A 19,118-nucleotide genomic window follows, 5' to 3' on the forward strand; every position below is an offset into this window, starting at 1 on the left:
TTTATGAACGTATGAGCTTCACTTCATCCCAAGGCAGCGACAGTCCTGCGGACGCCGGACAAGCCATTACCTTGCGTATCTTGTCTTCATTGAAGAATGTCTCCCGAGAGGCCTGGGATCAGGTTGCAAATCCAGGCTGGAAGCTTTCCGGGCGCGGATTGCTGACGCCAGAAGACGACTGCAAATCGCTCAAGGACCTGTCTGGCGCCCTGGCAAAAGAATTTGAACCAACTTCTGAAGAAACTTCATTTAACCCTTTTCTTTCTTACGATTTTCTTGAAGCGCTTGAGAGTTCAGGGTGCGCTACGAATGCGACCGGCTGGATGCCACGGCACATGTTGCTTCAAGATGAGAACGAGACAGTGCTCGGCGCCGTGCCAGCTTATCTGAAGAGCCATTCACAAGGTGAATATGTGTTCGATCACGGTTGGGCGGACGCATTCTACCGGGCCGGTGGCGACTATTATCCCAAGCTCCAGATTTCCGTTCCCTTCACGCCGGCAACGGGAAGACGGTTTTTGACCGGGCCTGGCGTCAACCGGGAAGCCGGGCTTCAAGCCCTGGCGGCAGGCCTGGTACAGGTCTGCCAGAAAACCGGAGCTTCATCTGTTCATGCGACCTTCCTCTCGAAGGGAGAATGGGACACCTTGGGCGACCTTGGTTATCTTCGACGCACCGACCAGCAGTTTCACTGGGAAAATCACGGATACGAAAACTTTGACGGCTTCCTTGCCGACCTGGCATCTCGCAAACGCAAGGCGATCAAAAAGGAGCGAAGAGAAGCCCTTTCCGCCGACGGTATCGAGGTGGAATGGGTCACAGGGTCAGACCTCACCGAAGCCCATTGGGACGCCTTTTATGAATTCTATCTGGATACCGGCTCTCGCAAATGGGGCCGGCCTTATCTCAACCGAGACTTCTTTTCACTGATCAACGAAAGGCTGGCGGAGCGGACATTGCTGGTGCTAGCCAAACGTCACGACCGATATATTGCAGGCGCTCTGAATTTCATCGGCTCGGAAACCTTGTTCGGCAGACACTGGGGATGCACAGAACATCATCCGTTCCTGCATTTCGAGCTTTGCTACTATCAAGCCATCGACTTTGCGATTGCCAAAGGCTTGAAACGGGTAGAAGCCGGCGCCCAAGGGGCACACAAACTCGCGCGCGGCTACCTGCCGGCAACCACCTATTCAGCTCACTGGATCGCACACGAAGGTCTTCATGATGCGGTCGCGGATTTTCTGGAACACGAACGACGGGCAGTCGAACGGGAAAACGAAGCGCTTGCTGGCCATGCCCCGTTTAAAAACCGGGATGCGACCTGAAGAAAACAAGCAAGCACTCAGCCGGCTTTCAGAACGTCAGGCGCATTTCCTGCTGTTCCAGAATGTCTTCAGCTTCGAACCGATCCAACAGCGCATTCGTTGACATGTCTGACTTGTCTACATTGACGAACACCAATTGTTCGCCGTCCACACTTTCGGCAGCGGCGGCGAGCAAGGCGCTGCCAATGCCCTTTCTGCGGTGATCTTTCCTGACAGCAATCTGCGCGACCGAACCATCGTGATAAACAGCAACCCATCCCAAGATCTCTCCACCAGAGCGAGCGGCGATTGCGTTGATCTTTCCGGCCAGTGCAATCAGGGCATTCTTGCTGTTTTGAGGTGTCGGTTGCCAGTCGAAATAAGCGGTCTCATCCGAGGGAAGCTCACCAATCTCTATTGGCTGCAAGCCCCATTCTGCAGATGATCTCTCAAGCCCATCTTTTGGCAGCTTGCAAACGCGAAGTCCTCTGCTTGCTTGAAAGCCCGCATTTTCGTAGGCGGCGACGGCTTTGTCGTTGCTTGTGATCACTTCAAGCTGCATTCCGGTGGCACCATCGGCTGCAAGCTGACCGGAAACCACTTTCAGAAGCTGACCAAACAGGCCGCTCCGCCGATATTGCGGGTGTGTTCCGACGGACAACGTATAAGCGCTCCCTCCCCAATCCGGGTTTGGGGCAGCGGAATACCAGAATGCTGCAATCTCACCATCTGTCCTCGCAACAAAAGAGTGTCTGGATGAAAACCCGCGCTGTTTTTGAAAGTCCGTGAATTTCTCAATGCTCATATGCAGCGGGACGACATAATCGGAAAACGCCATGTTCATGGCTCCACAAAGCAACGTGGGCTCAATTCCGGCGCAGTTTGCTATTTCAAATGACATTTTGTGGAACTGGTACCTTTTTCAGCGGTCCCTGACTACGGAGCCCGGTTTCGACCAGGTGGCAATATTGTGCGTAATCCGGCCCTTTCTGGCCCTCCAAGTTGGGCGCATAGAGCCCATACATCCTGGTCACCAAAACACGCTTCGACTGCTGGAATTGCTCCTCGAATCCAATCGCAGCGCTTCATGCTCTGATTGATTAAAGTTTTTCCCGGTCAAGCAGGTCGCATTTTAAACGGCGATTTGAGCTAGTCGAAGCTTTCTGCAACGTCATACATGACCGGCTCAAAGCTCTTGCAAAGTGCGCTTATTCTGCGGTTACGCTCCCGCATTTCCTGCGTGCGTAACATGGCGAGAAAGTCCTCGCGTTTGCGCCACTGGGAGTAATTGGCAATGCGTGTTTGAGCATCATTGACATGAAGACCGGCGCCAATGAAACCCGGTTGGTGACGAATGAAATTCTCGTAGGCTTCCTTCAACTCATCCAGAAGATCGAAACAGGTCCCGGGCGTCATTTCAAACGTGGTGATCACGGTCTGGCAGTCTTTGCCACTAGAAATCTCTGGCATCGTTTTTCTCCCGTATTCGCGTCGCTGAAAAGGCTGGCATGTTTTGCATGGCCCGGCAACAAGGAGAACGTTATTTGCCAGGCACCTCCACCCCTTTCACGTTCATTGCCTCAACCGCCATGAGCGCAAGCTCCAGAAGCGTTTCGAAATGAGCTGTTCTCGAACTTCCGCGCCTCCAGACAAGATACATGTGCCTGAGCATCGGAAGATCCTCGACTTTCTTCAGGAGCAGATCCGGTTCCTTGCCGAACTCCGAAGCAATGTAGGCCGCCGGAAACAGAGCCAGGCCCATACCCATGGATGTCATTTGCCTCAGGGCATCGAGGCTCGTTCCCTCGTACTCTTGTCGGAAATCCGCGCCTGCTGCACGCGCCAGCGCCTGAACATCGTCGTGGAGACGAAATCCCTGACTGAGAGACAACAGCTTTTCGTCGCGGAGCATTGCTGTCGGAACAACATCAAGCCCAGCCAATGGGTGTGACTTTGGAACCGCCAACGAAACGTCTTCGTGACAAAGAACCCGTTCCACCAGCTGGTTGCTGGGCGAAATGTCCGGTGTGATGACGCAATCCAGTGCACCGGAGGCGATCCCCTCCTCCAAAAGGTTGGGCCTGTCCTCGCGAATATAGAGTTCAAGCCCCGGGTAATTTCGTTTTAGAATCGGCAGGAAGTGCGGCATGAAGTACGGACCGAAGGTCGGTGACACACCCAATCGGATCAATCCGCCAAGATTGGATTGGCCGGCCTGCGCCGCCGTCACAATTTCGTCTAGGTTTTCCAAGGCCTGACGGGCAAGTGGCAGGAGGTTCTCGCCAGCAGCCGTAAGGCTGATATCGCCGCCTCCCCGCTCAAGCAGTATTGCCCCCAGTTGATCCTCCAAGAGCTTGAATTGTGACGACAAAGTGGGCTGAGAGACATTGCATTTCTCCGCAGCCTTGCCGAAATGCATCGTCTCAGCCAGCGCGATGAAATACTCCAGTTGACGCGGTGATGGGCGGAAGCTCATCCGATCCTCGCATGTTATAGATTATTTCTATCAATATAATACAAACAATGTATTTCTTCTATTCCGCCCTGTCACCATATCATTGTTGTCAACGAAGCAATCGAAGCGAAGTGGAGATAGGCGATGTACAACCGGTTGAAATCCTTGCGCAGCCAACACAACACTCTTGATTCCCTGATCCGCCGCGAAGAGTTGCATCCCTACCCGGATACCCAGCACATTCGATCATTGAAGAAATTCAAGCTCCGTCTGCGCGACGAGATTAGCCGCATCGAGGGCGCTCTCAACGCAAACCGTCTCGTTTACTAGTTTGTAAAAACCGCATCACGTTCAAGGAAATACGACGATGAACCCGTTCTGGCCGTTCATGACTTTACCTGCAACGCAACCGCCTCTCTCCAGACAGAGCCGGTTGCAGGACCTCAACGCTCGGATGACGTCCTTCCTATCGGAAAAGCAGGCGTCGGGCACCTCATGCCCCCAGGTGCTCGACAACATCAAGACCGCACGGTCTGAAGTCCAGCGCGAGATGGCCTCACGCACCTAAAGCCCCCCCGGACTTCCGCGGTCCGGATAGAGTGCCCCAATAGCTGGACCAACCCGCCCGCACCGGCCTCGCGGGCGGGTTTTTATTTGCAAGACTTTGCGGCACCCGCACTGAAGCCGCGTAGTTCGATCACCAATGATCGGCTCGCGCCTGAAATGCCAATTTTCCAAAAACAACAAATTGGTCGCGGCTCACTTCCGTTGAGGAATTGATTCGGATTTCGAACGCAACCTACTGAAAAATATATTCTAAGGCGAACTTCTTCGCCTTAGAAAAGATGTGGTTCACGCTATTCTGCGGGCTGTGCACCGACCGTTGCGTGGTCCGTATCCTTGTCAGGCAAAGACCCTTGCTGTCCTTCCTTCGAAGGTTTTATACGGAAGAACAGCGCGTAGAGAACTGGAGCAGCGATCAGCGTCAGGACCGTTGCAAATGCCAGCCCACCCATGATCGTCACTGCCATGCCTCTGAAAAAAGCGTCCGACAGAAGCGGCGCCATTCCCAAGATGGTCGTGATCGCCGCCAGCATGACCGGGCGCATACGTGAGACGCTGGCTTCAACTATTGCCGCATATTTCTCTTTGCCCTCGCGGATCAACAGGTCGATCTCTTCCAACAACACAATTGCATTCTTGATCAGCATGCCCGACAGGGACAGACACCCCAGCAATGACATGAACCCGAAGGGCGTATCGGTTGCGAGCAGCGCAATGGCAACGCCATTGATCGACATGGGCACCATCAACCAGATGATCAGAGGCTGACGGACCGATCCGAAAAGAAGGATCGAGATGATCAGCATGACCAGAAAGCCGAGTGGTAATTGAGCGCCCAATGAAGCCTGGGCATCGTTGGTGCTCTCATATTCGCCGCCCCACTCCAGACTGTAGCCGGGAGGCAAGGCCATGGCCTCGATCTGGGGTCGAACCCGGGCCAGTGCTGCCGAGGCCGTCTCACCGGCAGTGGTTTCCGCCTTGACCGTAAGCGTGCGAACTCTGTCGCGGCGGTGGATCACCGTGTCCTGAGGTTCCATAAGGAACTCCTGAACCACCTGATCAATGGGAATGTACCGGCGTTGACTGCTGCTCCAGATCAGCGAATCCGAAACGCTTTCGTTGACCGAAATACCATCAGGGCCGGCCTTTCGCGCGACGATCGGAATTGATTCATCAACGTCGCGATAAGCACCGACCCGAACCCCCTCTGTTGCAAACTGCAGAGACAGCGAAAGCTCTTCACGGGTGGCACCGGAAATCCGAGCACGGTCTTCGTCAAAGATCGGCCTGACCACGAGTTCCCGCTGGCGCCAATCCGTGTTGACGTCAGCCAGGCCGTTGTCCGGCAGATTGAAAATGGACTGCGCTTCATCACCAAGACGCTTGAGCACGTTTGCATCGGGACCGGTAAACCGTGCCTCGATTTTCGCACCTCCCCCAGGCCCGAATACGAGCCTTTTGGTGATAACCTGGGCTGCCGGAAAACTTTCGGCAAACTGTCGCCGAAGGTCCAGTGCCAGCTCATCGATGGCCTCCCGATCCGTGGTACGGACAATCATGTGTCCATAAGCCGGATTTGCATCCTCCGGAGCATAGGTGAGCATGAACCGTGTGGCGCCGCCGCCGGCGAAACTCGTAACGGCTTCGACCCGCTTGTCTGCCAGAACAACCTTTTCCATCTCGGTCAGATCTGCTTCCGTTGCGCGGATATCGGTGCCTTGCGGAGCCCAATAATGGACATAGAAGATAGGCGTGTTGCTGTCCGGGAAGAAGGCCTGCTTCACATTTCCAAAGGCCATGACACACGCCACAGTGATTCCCAAGAGTGCGGCGACAGTCAACAATCGGACATGCAGCGTTCCAATGAGAAAACGGCGATAGATCGTATAGATCAGCCCTTTATAGGGATCATGATCATCCAGATTTCCGCTTGCTGTGCGGAAGAAGTACTTGCCAAAGAGCGGCGTGACGGTAATCGCGAACACCCAGGAGAGGATCAAGGATATGCCGATTACTGCAAACAGCGAGAACAGGAACTCACCAGTTGCGTCCGGCGACAGCCCGATGCCTGAAAACGCCATGATGCCGATCACGGTCGCGCCAAGCAGCGGCCACATGGTTTGCCGGACAACCTTGCTGGCAGCATCAATCGCTTTTTGACCGCGCTGCATGTTGATCATCATGCCTTCGGCGACAACGATGGCATTGTCAACCAGCATGCCCATCGCGATGATCAATGCGCCCAGAGAAATGCGCTCCATTTCGATGGCGAATATGCGCATGAACAGAACAGTCGCCATGACCGTAAGCAGCAGTACCGTCCCGACCACGAGGGCTGCCCGCCAGCCCATGAACAGAGCCAAGACGCCAATCACGATCACGACCGAGGCGGCAAGGTTCAAAATGAAGCCGTTGACGGATTCATCGACGACCACATTCTGCTCGTAGATCGGGTGGATTTGCATACCGACAGGCAATTGCGTTTCGATTTGCGCCAATTTCTCAATGACGCCCGTGCCGACTTCAACAATGTTGGTGCCGTCAACCTGCGAAACGCCGATTGTCACCGCCTCATGACCGTCATGCCGTATCAGGCGGTCAGGCCGTTCTGGGTCTCCCAGTTCCAAAGTCGCAATGTCGGACAGGCGGATCATGGCCGTCGAACCCGGCCTGCCTATCACCAGATCCTGAATGCCTCTGAAGTCGTCGAATGCGGATGCCGTCATCAATCGGATGCGTTTTTGACCCGATACGCCGGATCCGTTGGTCTGAATTCGGTTTTCCGCGTCCAGAACACCAATGATGTCGGTCATGGATATGCCCAGACCGGCCATCTTGTCCTGATCGACGTTCAGATAAATGACATCTTCAGGCTCTCCTGCGACCTCAACCTTGCCGACACCGGGCACCGTCAAAAGCTCCCGCCGGATGCGTTTCACCGTGTCGCGAATATCGCGATTGGTATAACCGTCCGCAGTGAAGGCATAGAAAAGTCCGTAAACGTCTCCAAAATCGTCATAGACAAGCGGCGCTCCTGCCCCTGCCGGCAGGTTTCGCACTTCGTCAGAGACCTTGCGTCTCAATTCATCCCAGACCTGGGGCAACTCGCTGCCATCGTAGGTTGGTTTGATTTCAACGCCGATGCGAGACAGGCCCGGCTCGGAGACCGACGTAATCAGATCCAGCTGAGGCATCTGCTGGATCGCCGTTTCCAGAACTTCCGTGACCTCGTTTTCAACTTCAGCCGCGGTTGCCCCGGGATATCCGGTGATCACCTGTGCTTCCTTGATCGTAAAGGCCGGATCTTCCAGCCTGCCGACGGTGGAAAGGCCCCACAGTCCGCCCAGAAACGCCATGATGACGATCATCCAGGTGTTGACCGGTTTTTGTATGGAATAGCGTGCGATATCCACGTGTCTGATCCTCTTCCTGAACCCGTTCGGATCAGCGCAACCGGCGCACGACCTGTCCGTCACTCAAATAGGCAACGCCCGCGGACACAATTTCGTCTCCGGCCGCGAGACCTTGGCTGACTGGTATGAAGTCGCCCATGACGGTCCCCACTTCGATCACCTGTTTCGACACTGCTTCGGTGCCGTCATCGAATTTCCAGACAAAGGATTTTCCATCACCGTCCACGGCAACAGCACCGGTCGGCACCAGGAACTGTTCGCCCAGTTCCAGGCCCTGTGGCAGAAACTTCACGATGACCGACGCCGTCATGCCCGGGAAAAGCTGTTCAGCCCCTTCCCTCGGCATCGCAAGCGTAATTCGGTAGGTCTGGGCGACTTCGTCAACTTGGCTGGAATGTTCACGGTAGTTCAGCGGGAAGACTTTCTCGCTGTATGCTGGAAACTTCGCCTCGATGGATGCGACTTCAGATTCTGTCACCCGTCCGAAGAGCGCTTCTGCAACATTGATATCGACCTGAACCTCAGAAACGTCATGCATACGCACGACTGGAGTGCCGACATTGACGGTTGTGAAGTTGTCAACCAGCCGGACTGAGACGACCCCGTCAAATGGTGCTTCAAGTGAAGTGTATTCGAGGTTTTGTTTTGCCTCTTTCAAACGCTCGACGGCCAGATCATAGGTGTTTTGCTGTTCATCCAATGCTGATTGCGAAATGACTGATCGATCCAGAAGCGTCTTCAGACGGTCCAGCTCACGTTTTTCCTGTTCGGTATTGATAGTCGCTTCACGGACGGCTCTGTCGTAGTCGGCGGTGTCCAGTCTGGCGATCAGATCCCCTTTCTTGACCTGCTGACTTTCAAGCACCGGCAATTCGAGCAGTTTGCCACGAACCTGGAAGGACAAATCGACCGTTTGGACTGCCGCAACCCGACCGGCAAATCGGCGCTCAAGCAAACCTATCTGATCGGTGACCGTGAAGATCTTTGCAGGTCTGGGCGCTGCATGAAGTTCCGCTTCGGCCTGTGCGACCGGGTCCATTGCATCGTCCTGACAAGCAGAAACAATGGCCGCCAGCACCAAAACGCCTGCCCAACGAACGAGAGTAGTTTTTTCAAACACCAACATTTTTTGTCCGTTCCAAATCTCAAGTTTCAACAAGACGCCGGCGAAGCTCGGCAAGGACCGCAGCCCGTTCATCATCAGACAGGATCGACACGCCGTGAGCCTCTGAGAAGTGAAGGCCCTCCAGGCTCGCCCAAATTGCCCAGGCTTTTGCAAGCTCGTCCGTTTCTTGTGTGATGGCATTTTTCAGGCGCTTTTTTACGACCATGAAAGGCTCGGCGAGTTCCGGCCTGTCGGCCTTGGTTGCCAGCATGGCGCGCGCGACGTCGCGATTGGCCAGCAGCCAGCCTTCGGTCACGTCGATCATGGCATGCAAGGTCGGTGCTTTCGAGCTTTCGTGCGATGTCCGTGCAGTGCTGACTTCTGTCTCGAATTGGCCCGCCAGAAACTCGACCATCCCAATGATCAAGGCGTCCTTGGTCGGAAAATTGTAGAGCACTCCCCCCTTTGAGAAACCGCTCCTTTCTGCGACAGCGTCAATCGTCAGGCTGGCAGCGCCAGACTGCCGAATGAGATCAAGTGCTGCCTGCAGAATTTCGGACTTGGAGTCCTGTGCTTGCCGTAACGCGCGCGCCGCCATTTTATACCGTCCAGTCAGTACAGTTGAACGGGGCATATAAACCGTCCAGTCGGTACAGACAAGAGGCTTCAATTCATCACGCTCAGGCGAAACCCGAACCTCAACGCCTAAACGTTTGGGGAACCAACAGTAATTTCCATTGGGGAAATTTTAGGCAGCAGATGCTGTCATCGCCGCTTCTGATGCAGCTTGCTCTGCCGCAGCTGCTTCAGCGGCCAGGCGTGCACGCTCGCGGGCTTCTTCCTCGGTCTTTTCTGCGAAGGCAATAAAGTCTTCGGCAGACATGGGCTTCGCGAAGAAATAGCCCTGCGCCGCGGTGACACCAAGTTCGAGGAGGCGTTCGATCTGTTCCTCCTTCTCAACGCCTTCCGCAATGATGCCCATGCCGAGATTGTCGGCCAGCTCGACCATGGAATCGACAATCGTCGTTGAATTGTCGTCCGAGCCGATTGTGTCGATGAACATCTTGTCGATCTTGATGATATCGACGCCGAGTTTTTGCAGATAGGCCATGCCGCCATGACCCGTTCCAACGTCGTCCAGCGCCACGCGCACACCAAGAGCCTGAAGTTCGGCCATGATCTTGCGAGCCAATTCCATGTCCTCAAGCGGGTGGCGCTCGGTCACTTCAACGACAATCTGCTGATAGGAAATCTTGGAGTTTTCAAAGATAGACCGGATATCTGAAATGATTTCACGGTCAAGGAAGTGGCCTGCAAACAGGTTGACCGACATCTTCAGATCCGGGTTCTCGCCGTAAAGGTCGCCAACTTCCTCTGAAGAGATACGCATCATCTGACGCGTCATGTCGAAGATATGTCCGTTGTTCTCAGCATAGGCCATGAACTGTCCCGGCGAGACAATATTGCCGTTTGGACGGCGCCACGCATCAGGATCTCACAGCCACGCAGACGCCCGCTCTCGATATCCATGACCGGCTGATAATACGGAATGAACTCACCGTTGCGAATTGCCGCAACAAACTCGTCATTGGCTTCGCTCTCGGGACGCCAGGACAGCCAGACACCGATTGCAACGAAAAGAACCGCGATGCCTGCGCAGGCCGCCGCTGCCACGACCTTCAGATCCTGAACCACAAATGCCGCAGCTGACACAGGCGCGGTCACGGTTGCAACGAGAGGATACAGCTCGGAGGCAACTTCAACGTTGAGCTGTTCTTCAGGCGTCGTTGCCTCGGAATTATAACCGCCAACATCATACCAGAGCAGATTATCGCCCAGGCGCAGTTCCGTGCGGCGATAGGACCGCAGGTATTCAGGTCCCGGATCCAGAGCGATAACGGCCGGCGTAACTTCGGCAAACAGTCGTGTCTGATTTTTCAAATCCCAGCTGATCACGGCGGCACGCGCACCGAGATAGGCACGGTCAAGCATGCCAATGCCAACCAGCGGACCATCAACGCGCAGCGGCGGGAGCACGACTTTGCCTGCCAGATCCCGGTCCGGAATGATACACATGCGTTGACCGATGGCATCCACCAGACCGATGGCATCGATCATGCCGTGCTCGACAATCTGCTTTTCAAAGATGACGCGATCTTCAGCACTGCAGGTTTCAATCTTGTCCCGGTCCAGTCTCTGCAGCACGGCGACCGTGGCACTGATGACTTCTTCGGCGCGCTGGATCGAAGCTTTGCCCATCGCCTCCATTTCGGTGATGGCACGACGTTCGGCGTATTGGTCCAGTATGATGTTGCCTGCAAACAGCGGAGCGGTCGCCAACGCGAGGGCGATCATCACCGTCTTAGCAAAACCCATATACCGGAAGGACAACGCTGGAACCTGTTCGCGAATAAACTCTTTCTGACAATCGCTGATCTGGGTAAACAAGGACTGAATGTGATGGAATTTCATCCAGATCAAAGCTGTCCGCCAGGCTGTTGTGTTTAGGTGCGGTTTGAACGCGGAACCTGATGAATGGAGGTTTGCATGCAGGCGTTGTTTATTGGACAGGCCTATATCGACGTCACTTTTCTGACCGACTGTCTGCCAACCGGCGACGAAAAGGCAATCGCAGAGGACTATGCCATCAGTTTTGGCGGCAATGCGGTGACGGCAGCTTTTTGTTGCGCGAAGCTGGGCGGAAAACCGGATGTCCTGTGCTCGCAGGCGGACGATTGGCTGGCAAGGATGTTTCTGGATATGGCAGCAGCTTATGGCATCTCCATTCATGGCCGGAAGGTGCGTGAGTCTTCCCTGTCCTTCATCATGCCTCACGGCGGAAAACGCGCGATTGTGCGCTGTCGCGACAATGAATTTCTGCACCCCTTCCCACCGCTGACGCTCACAGGGATGAAGGCTCTTCATCTGGACGGCCATATGCCGGATGCCGCCTTGCACTACGCCAAGACCTGCAAGGGTCTCGGCATATTGACGTCTCTTGACGGGGGCGCCGTTCGAGAAAACACAGACGAGCTTCTTGAGCACATAGATGTGCCGGTCGTTTCAGAGCGTTTCTGCCAACAGCTCGGAAAGACAACTGGAGAAACCCTGCAATACCTGAGGTCCAAGAACTGTCCTGTCGGTGCTGTCACGCTCGGTGAACATGGGACGGTCTGGTATGAAGCTGGTGGCCCTGACAAGATCCTGCCTGCCTTGGCGGTGCCTTTGGAAAAGGTGGTCGATTCCAACGGCGCCGGCGATGTCTTCCACGGTGCCTATATCGCCTCATATCTGCGTTGGCCGGAAAACAGCTGGGACCAGCATTTCAAGTTCGCACGCGGCGCATCAACCCACGCCATCCAGCATCTTGGAAATGAAGCCAGTTTGCCAACACTTGAGGATATCGAACGCGCCAACGGAACCTTTCAGGAAAAGGTTGCCGCGTGACGGCAAACAAGCCTGTGTAAGAGCATAGGCGAAGCATTGTCAGATCTGCTTACGCCTTGTTTCAAGACAGAACTTGGAGCAGAGTGTGGCCGCCCTAGTTTGGTGGAGTATAAAAAGATGTTTTCGCGTTCAAACCGTTTGGTTGTCGGTCTATCGACAGCAGTTAGCCTTATTGCCCTGCAGGCCTCGCCTGCACTCGCATTCGACCCAACCGGCAACGACGTTGCCGACGCCTTTCTGACACTGATTGATTCAGAAGAAGGAACCGTTGAAAGCTACGGTTCCGTTGACGTTTCTGGCGATACGGTCGTGATCAAAGACATTGTCGTTTCCAACGATGCCGATGAAAACGCAAAGGCGACTATCGGCGCAACAACGCTTGCCGGTGGCAGCGTACAAGGAGACGGACGGCTGAAGCTATCAGGTCTCGATCTTGAAAAGCTGGAGCTTACAGCTGATGACGGTGGCATGTCCCTGAGCTCACTGACTGTCACTGACCTTCTTCTGCCATCTCCTGATGAAGTCAAAGCCGGCACACCACCTGTTGGCCCTGGCTACAAGACCTTCGAAGCCAACGCTATTGAGATACGCGATGAAGACGGCAAGGTCGCAGACATTGCCAAAATCGCTTCTTCCATTGACGGAATGGATGGTGACCTTCCAACCAGCGGCAGCTTTGCGGTCACGGGAGCGACAATCGACGTCAAACAGCTGGAGGCCAAAGAAACCAAGGCACTGGCTGACCTTGGCTATGAAACACTTTCCATGGATATCTCCGGCCAAGGTAAGTGGGATCCGGACGCAGCAACGCTCATGATCCCCGAACTCAAGATCGACGCCAAGGATGCGGCAAGCCTCACGCTTTCCCTGTCTCTGGGCGGTGTCACGCGAGATGTCGTCAATCAGCTTGATGAAACATCTGACAAGCCGGAAGAAGCAATGGCGCTTCTGCAGAATGTCACAATCGAAAATGCCAAGATCCGTCTGGACGATGCTTCCCTGACCGGACGCATTCTCACGCAGGAAGCGCAGAAGGCTGGTGTCGAGACCCCGCAATACGTTGCCGGACTGACCGGTACCCTGCCACTCATGCTCGGTATGCTTCAGAACAAGGAACTGGAAGCACAGGTTACCGAAGCGGTCACGGAGTTCTTGAATACGCCTGGTTCTCTTGAGGTGACCGCTGCGCCTGGCGCTCCCGTACCAGTTTCCCAGATCATGGGAACGGCCATGCTGGCGCCGCAGATGATCCCGCAGATCCTCTCAGTTGGAATTACTGCCAACCAGTGATCGGGATCAGCCGATTGAACAAAAAAATGCCCGGGCATCTGTCCGGGCATTTCTTATTCTGGAATCCCGCTATTCGGCGGCCTGATTGCGGCTCTGGAACTGCAATTCGCACAAACGCCGGTAGGTACCATCATGCTCATAGAGCTCATCGTGCGTGCCACTTTCGATGACTTTTCCCTGATCCATGACGTGGATCTTGTATGCGTGGCGCACTGTGCTGAGGCGATGGGCGATCACAAGTGTGGTGCGCCCCTGCATCAGTTTTTCCAAAGCCGACTGTATCTTTGCCTCTGATTCAGCATCGAGCGCTGATGTCGCTTCATCGAGCAGCAATATGGGAGCGTCCCTCAGCATTGCCCTGGCAATCGCAATACGCTGGCGCTGACCGCCGGACAGATTGCTGCCCGCCTCACCGCAGCGTGTTTCATAGCCTTCCGGAAGACGGGCGATGAAGTCATGTGCGTTCGCCGAACGTGCTGCTTCTTCAATTTCTGCCTGAGTTGCGCCGGGCTTACCAACGGCAATGTTTTCTCGAACGCTGATATTGAATAGAAACGAATCCTGTCCGACATAGGCAACCTGGGAGCGCAAGGAGGCGATCTTGAACGATCGAATGTCTTCGCCGTCAACCTGAATTGCGCCTGACGCAGGGTCGTAAAACCTTTCAATCAACGCAAACACAGTGGATTTGCCAGCGCCAGAAGCGCCGACAAGAGCGGTCATTTTTCCTGGCTCAGCAACGAAGCTCGTTCCGGACAAGGCCGCGCTTTCGCCATAGGTGAACACAACGTCCTTGAGTTCGATCCGTCCGCCCCGCACCTCAAGGTCCCGAGAAGCTTCGGTGTCCTTCATTGCCGGCTCGCGGTCAACGAGTTCATACATGAGCCGCAGGCCAACAATCTGCTTGCCAAGATTGACGTTCAATCTGGCAAGCCGCCTTGCCGGGTCATAGGCAAGCAGCAGCGCCGTAATGAAGGAAAACAGCGCACCCGGATCCTGGTCGAGCTCAATCACCGAATATCCGCCGTAGAAAATCACCAAAGCAATGGCGAAGCCACCGAGCGTGTCCATGAGCGGTGATGTTCGTGCCGTCAGCGAAGCAATCTTGTTCGATTGCCTTTGAACTTCCAGAACACCGACTTCCATGCGCTTTCGCATCGCCGGTTCCATGCCAAAGGCCTTGACGATGCGCACACCAAGCACCGTTTCCTGAAGTGTCGCCTGGATCTTTGCGCTCGAGACAACCTGGCGCTTCACATAGAGCTTGACCCGGCGCACCAGGACAGCGACGCCGACGACGGCGGGCGGCATGATGATCAGGGCAAAGACACTCAGCAGCGGGTTCTGCACGACCATCACGAATACAAGGCCGATCAAAGTCAGGACATCACGGCCAATCGTGACGATTATCAGGTCAAGGGTAGTTCTTGCTGCCCCAACTCCCTGTGCGACCCGTACACCAATTTCCGCAAGAGACATCTTGTCGAAATAGGTCTGATCCTGTCGCACGAGGTGGTCAAACATCCGTCTTTGCAGGTCTGCGACAATAGAATTTCCCACGCGTGCCAGCACAACCATCTGGCCAAATGTCGATGCGCCTTTGAGCGTGAAAATCAACAAGACAGCCAAGGCGATGACATAGACCATACCTGCGTCTTTGTTGACGAAGACCTCGTTGACGACATCGCGCATGATCCAGGCGCTTGCCGCGGTTGTCGCCGCAATCATGGCCATGAATACGAACGCAAGCATGTATTTGGGAATGTAAGTTCTGAAATTCTCGCTGAACAAACGCTTGATCAGCTGAACCGTGCCATTCGGGTCCGTCCAGGTCTTCGATTTAAACGGGTTTCGCACGCCGCCTTGCCTTTTCAAGTGGGCTTTCGCCCCGAATGAAGCGAGGCCGGCCCAGCCGGCCTCGACGTCCCTCACAGTGCTAGAGGGGTACTCTTAAAGTGCGGTCGCCCGCAAGTGGCCCTTTTACTTAAGCTTCGGGCAGATTCAGGCGCAAATGCAAGTCCCGAAGCTGGGCTGAAGTTACATCGCTCGGAGCACCCATCATCAGATCTTCGGCTTTCTGGTTCATCGGGAAGAGCATGACTTCACGAATATTGGCCTCGTCTGCCAGCAGCATCACGATACGATCTATGCCGGCAGCGCAACCACCGTGCGGCGGCGCTCCATATTGGAAGGCATTGACCATACCGCCGAAGCGATTGTTGACTTCCTCTGCAGGATACCCGGCAATCTCAAAAGCCTTGTACATGATTTCCGGCTTGTGGTTCCGGATAGCACCGGAAACAAGTTCATGTCCGTTGCAAGACAGATCGTATTGCCAGCCAAGAACTTCCAGCGGGTCACCTTCCAGCGCTTCCATGCCACCTTGAGGCATTGAGAATGGGTTGTGCTCAAAGTCGATCTCGCCGGTTTCCTCGTCCCGTTCATAGATCGGGAAGTCGACAATCCAGGCAAACTCAAACCGCTCCTTGTCGGTATGACCGAGTTCCTCGCCAATGATCACGCGCGCTTTTGCGGCAACGGCCGTGAACTGCTTCGGTTTTCCACCCAGGAAGAAGGCGGCATCACCGACCTCAAGACCGAGCTGAACACGAATGGCTTCCGTGCGTTCCGGACCAATGTTCTTGGCAAGCGGGCCGGCAGCCTCCGTGGAACCGTCTTCTGCCTTGCGCCAGAAGATATATCCCATGCCTGGAAGACCTTCGCCCTGTGCGAACTTGTTCATGCGGTCACAGAACTTGCGGCTGCCGCCTTTCGGTGCCGGAATAGCGCGAATTTCGGTACCAGGCTGCTCCAGGAGATTTGCAAAGATTGCAAAGCCCGATCCGGCAAAATGTTCCGAAACGATCTGCATCTTGATCGGGTTTCTCAGATCCGGCTTGTCGGTGCCGTACCAGAGCGCGGAATCCTTATAGGAGATCTGCGGCCAACTGCGGTTGACCGGACGTCCTTTTCCAAAACGCTCGAAGCACCCTGCAATCACCGGTTCGATCGTGTCGAAGACTTCCTGCTGGGTGACGAAGGACATTTCCATGTCGAGCTGATAAAAGTCTGTGGGCGAGCGGTCAGCGCGCGGATCCTCGTCGCGGAAACACGGGGCGATCTGAAAATACTTGTCAAAGCCGGAAACCATCAGCAGCTGCTTGAACTGCTGAGGAGCTTGCGGGAGTGCATAGAACTTTCCAGGATGCAGACGCGACGGCACCAGGAAGTCTCGCGCACCTTCCGGTGAAGACGCAGTGATGATCGGTGTCTGAAATTCGTTGAAGCCGATGTCCCACATGCGATCCCGCAGATCGCGGACGACGTTTGACCGCAGGATCATGTTGTCGTGCAGCTTTTCGCGGCGCAAGTCGAGGAACCGGTACTTCAGGCGAACTTCTTCCGGGTAGTCCAGCTCACCAAAGACAGGCAGCGGCAGCTCCTTGGCAGAACCAAGCACTTCCATTTCGCGGATAAAGACTTCAATTTCACCTGTCGGCAGATCAGGATTAATGGTTTCGTCCGTCCGCTTTTTCACATTCCCGTCGATGCGTATGCACCATTCAGAGCGCACCGTCTCGGCGAGCCCGAAGGCATCCGAATCGGGATCGACAACACATTGTGTCACGCCGTAATGATCGCGCAAATCGATGAACAGCACCCCGCCATGATCTCGGACCCGGTGAACCCAGCCGGAAAGACGGATGGTCTGGCCTTCGTCGGTCAGACGGAGATCACCGCACGTGTGACTACGGTAGGGGTGCATTCTTGTTCCTCGACATTATTCTTGGCATGGAAAATCATTACGGCCCGCCGGAGGCAGGCCGTGTCGGGCTGCACAAGCCATGTTGCGAGGCGAAAGTCAAGGGAGACGCCGCCATGCGCCCCGGGAGTTCCTGATCGTTTCCCTCCCTCCCCGGTCCATTCCCGTCTCTTCAGTCTTGCTGACGCTGCTCCAGGTATTCACGGGACCAGTCTTCCAACTGGTCCAGAATTGGTTTCAGCTTTTGTCCGTGTGAACTCAGACTGTATTCCACCTTGGGCGGGACTTGGGCGTAAACCTCTCGCTCGATAATACCGCTCTCTTCGAGTTCCCTCAGCTGTTTGGTCAGCATGCGCTGTGAGATTGATGGAATCATCCTGTGTAACTCATTGAAACGCATTGTTTTCCGGCAAATACACCAGAGAATCATGCCTTTCCACTTTCCACCGATTACACCAAGACCGGTTTCGGTTGGGCAGAACATTGGATCGATCAGCGTTCCCATAACAAATCCCAATAGTTACTTTTTTGTATGTATATACCAAAATATTGCGTACTTGTCAGAAAATCATGTGTTTTCTACCTCTTGGCCATCGCGTTCAACAGATGGAAAAACCATGTCCAACCAAACTGCACTCCTGCGTCCGGCAACTATCGGGTCAAAATCATTTTCAAACCGACTGGTGCTTGCACCCATGTCGCGTACATCGGCTGAACCAGACGGTACTCCCACTGCTGAAATGGCGAGCTACTATGCTGGCTTTGCGCGTGGCGGCTTTGGTCTGCTGATCGCTGAAGGGGCCTTTGTCGACGCCAACTATTCGCAATGCTACGGCAATCAGCCTGGCCTTGTTACAGATAGCCACGAGGCAGGCTGGCGGACCGTAGTCGAAGCGGTCAAACGGGAAAACGGCAAGATCATACTGCAACTCATTCATGCCGGCGCGGTGTCACAATTTGTGGAGAGGGCCTTTGCGCCGTCGCCTGTGCGCCCCATGGGTGAAATGCTTCAGGGATATGGGCCACGCCAGGGACCTTATGACACGCCCGGGGAGCTGTCGGTGAACGACATTCGCGCCATATGTTCCGCTTTTGTGGATGCAGCCAAGCGAGCTGAAGCCGCAGGCTTCGATGGCGTGGAGATCCACTGTGCCAACGGGTATCTGCTCGATCAGTTCCTCACACCGGAAACCAACCTGCGCAACGATACTTATGGAGGGACCCTTGAAGACCGGCTGCGCCTGACAACCGATATTTTATCAATGTGCCAACAAAAAACCTCTCCGGATTTCCTCGTTGGTGTGCGCCTTTCCCAGGCCAAGGCAACTGTTCAGGACTATTTCTGGCCAAACGGCCTTGAAGATGCCCGAGTGATATTCAGCGCGGTTGCCGAAGCTGGGGCCAACTTCATCCACCTTGCAAGCGATAAAGGAGGTTACACCTACCACAGTACAGCAAAAACAGGTGAGAACCTCACTGCTTTTGCACGCAGTCTTACGGGCCTGCAGGTGATTGCCAATGGCGGGCTTCAGGACATTGGCTTGGCGAACCAGGTCATTGCAGACCAGCTCGCGGACTTTGTTTCCATCGGCAAGGCTGCCATGCTCAATCCGGACCTCCCTAAAAAGATTGCCTCAGGCGCACCTCTTCGTGATTTCACATTCGAGATGTTCAAGTACGGGGTCTCGGTCAATGCACAGCTCAAATGGGAAGCTGAGCAACGCGCATAAAGTCGTCCGCAAGCATGCTGAAACCCGTTTTCGGCGTGCCGCTC

At 54.9% G+C, this 19,118-nt stretch carries 17 protein-coding genes; 6 read left to right on the forward strand and 11 right to left on the reverse strand.

All coding sequences use genetic code 11. From position 1 onward, the window contains the following. Positions 1–11 precede the first annotated feature (11 nt). Positions 12–1,328 (forward strand): GNAT family N-acetyltransferase, encoded by a 1,317-nt coding sequence (locus tag K1718_RS17625; protein ID WP_265681367.1) that lies wholly within the window; start codon positions 12–14, stop codon positions 1,326–1,328. Positions 1,329–1,356: 28 nt separating this feature from the next. Here the strand turns inward: K1718_RS17625 and K1718_RS17630 are convergent, their stop codons facing one another. The 3 genes from K1718_RS17630 to K1718_RS17640 form a co-directional block, all read right to left on the reverse strand. Beyond that, complete coding sequence (locus tag K1718_RS17630; RefSeq protein ID WP_265681366.1) at positions 1,357–2,145, reverse strand: GNAT family N-acetyltransferase; 789 nt, start codon at positions 2,143–2,145, stop codon at positions 1,357–1,359. Between the two features lie 311 nt (positions 2,146–2,456). Next, positions 2,457–2,777, reverse strand: a complete 321-nt coding sequence (locus tag K1718_RS17635; RefSeq protein ID WP_152502201.1) for an antibiotic biosynthesis monooxygenase family protein — start codon at positions 2,775–2,777, stop codon at positions 2,457–2,459. Positions 2,778–2,847: 70 nt separating this feature from the next. Then, positions 2,848–3,783, reverse strand: coding sequence for a LysR substrate-binding domain-containing protein (locus K1718_RS17640; RefSeq protein ID WP_152502202.1), 936 nt, complete (start codon positions 3,781–3,783; stop codon positions 2,848–2,850). Positions 3,784–3,906: 123 nt separating this feature from the next. On the opposite strand from K1718_RS17640, the gene K1718_RS17645 reads away from it, so the two are divergent. After that, complete coding sequence (locus tag K1718_RS17645; RefSeq protein ID WP_152502203.1) at positions 3,907–4,092, forward strand: YdcH family protein; 186 nt, start codon at positions 3,907–3,909, stop codon at positions 4,090–4,092. 37 nt (positions 4,093–4,129) lie between these two features. Continuing rightward, positions 4,130–4,330, forward strand: coding sequence for a hypothetical protein (locus K1718_RS17650; RefSeq protein WP_152502204.1), 201 nt, complete (start codon positions 4,130–4,132; stop codon positions 4,328–4,330). Positions 4,331–4,619: 289 nt separating this feature from the next. Here the strand turns inward: K1718_RS17650 and K1718_RS17655 are convergent, their stop codons facing one another. The 5 genes from K1718_RS17655 to K1718_RS17675 form a co-directional block, all read right to left on the reverse strand. Beyond that, positions 4,620–7,739 (reverse strand): efflux RND transporter permease subunit, encoded by a 3,120-nt coding sequence (locus tag K1718_RS17655; RefSeq protein ID WP_265681365.1) that lies wholly within the window; start codon positions 7,737–7,739, stop codon positions 4,620–4,622. 31 nt (positions 7,740–7,770) lie between these two features. After that, positions 7,771–8,865: an efflux RND transporter periplasmic adaptor subunit gene (locus tag K1718_RS17660; RefSeq protein WP_152502206.1), complete on the reverse strand. Its 1,095-nt coding sequence runs from the start codon at positions 8,863–8,865 to the stop codon at positions 7,771–7,773. 19 nt (positions 8,866–8,884) lie between these two features. Then, positions 8,885–9,442, reverse strand: coding sequence for a TetR/AcrR family transcriptional regulator (locus K1718_RS17665; RefSeq protein ID WP_152504330.1), 558 nt, complete (start codon positions 9,440–9,442; stop codon positions 8,885–8,887). A gap of 150 nt (positions 9,443–9,592) precedes the next feature. Further along, a complete protein-coding gene (locus K1718_RS17670) occupies positions 9,593–10,285 on the reverse strand; it encodes an EAL domain-containing protein (protein ID WP_265681363.1) in 693 nt (230 codons plus the stop codon). After that, positions 10,246–11,316 (reverse strand): hypothetical protein, encoded by a 1,071-nt coding sequence (locus K1718_RS17675; protein ID WP_265681362.1) that lies wholly within the window; start codon positions 11,314–11,316, stop codon positions 10,246–10,248. The genes K1718_RS17670 and K1718_RS17675 overlap by 40 nt, the downstream gene beginning before the upstream one ends. 75 nt (positions 11,317–11,391) lie before the next feature. On the opposite strand from K1718_RS17675, the gene K1718_RS17680 reads away from it, so the two are divergent. Both K1718_RS17680 and K1718_RS17685 read left to right on the forward strand, forming a co-directional pair. Next, a complete protein-coding gene (locus tag K1718_RS17680) occupies positions 11,392–12,291 on the forward strand; it encodes a sugar kinase (RefSeq protein ID WP_152502207.1) in 900 nt (299 codons plus the stop codon). Between the two features lie 117 nt (positions 12,292–12,408). Then, entirely contained in the window at positions 12,409–13,581 is a 1,173-nt protein-coding gene (locus K1718_RS17685) for a hypothetical protein (RefSeq protein ID WP_152502208.1), read from the forward strand. A 69-nt stretch (positions 13,582–13,650) separates the two neighbouring features. Here the strand turns inward: K1718_RS17685 and K1718_RS17690 are convergent, their stop codons facing one another. From K1718_RS17690 to K1718_RS17700, 3 genes are all read right to left on the reverse strand, one after another. Then, positions 13,651–15,438, reverse strand: a complete 1,788-nt coding sequence (locus tag K1718_RS17690; RefSeq protein ID WP_152502209.1) for an ABC transporter ATP-binding protein — start codon at positions 15,436–15,438, stop codon at positions 13,651–13,653. Between the two features lie 127 nt (positions 15,439–15,565). Further along, positions 15,566–17,347 carry an aspartate--tRNA ligase gene (gene aspS, locus K1718_RS17695; RefSeq protein ID WP_152502210.1) on the reverse strand — a complete coding sequence of 594 codons (1,782 nt, stop codon included), beginning with the start codon at positions 17,345–17,347 and terminating at the stop codon, positions 15,566–15,568. A gap of 169 nt (positions 17,348–17,516) precedes the next feature. Continuing rightward, positions 17,517–17,849, reverse strand: coding sequence for a winged helix-turn-helix transcriptional regulator (locus tag K1718_RS17700; protein ID WP_265681361.1), 333 nt, complete (start codon positions 17,847–17,849; stop codon positions 17,517–17,519). A 112-nt stretch (positions 17,850–17,961) separates the two neighbouring features. On the opposite strand from K1718_RS17700, the gene K1718_RS17705 reads away from it, so the two are divergent. Next, entirely contained in the window at positions 17,962–19,074 is a 1,113-nt protein-coding gene (locus K1718_RS17705; RefSeq protein ID WP_265681360.1) for an NADH:flavin oxidoreductase, read from the forward strand. Positions 19,075–19,118: the final 44 nt, after the last annotated feature.

The organism is Roseibium porphyridii (genome assembly GCF_026191725.2).
GTDB classification, from domain to species: domain Bacteria; phylum Pseudomonadota; class Alphaproteobacteria; order Rhizobiales; family Stappiaceae; genus Roseibium; species Roseibium porphyridii.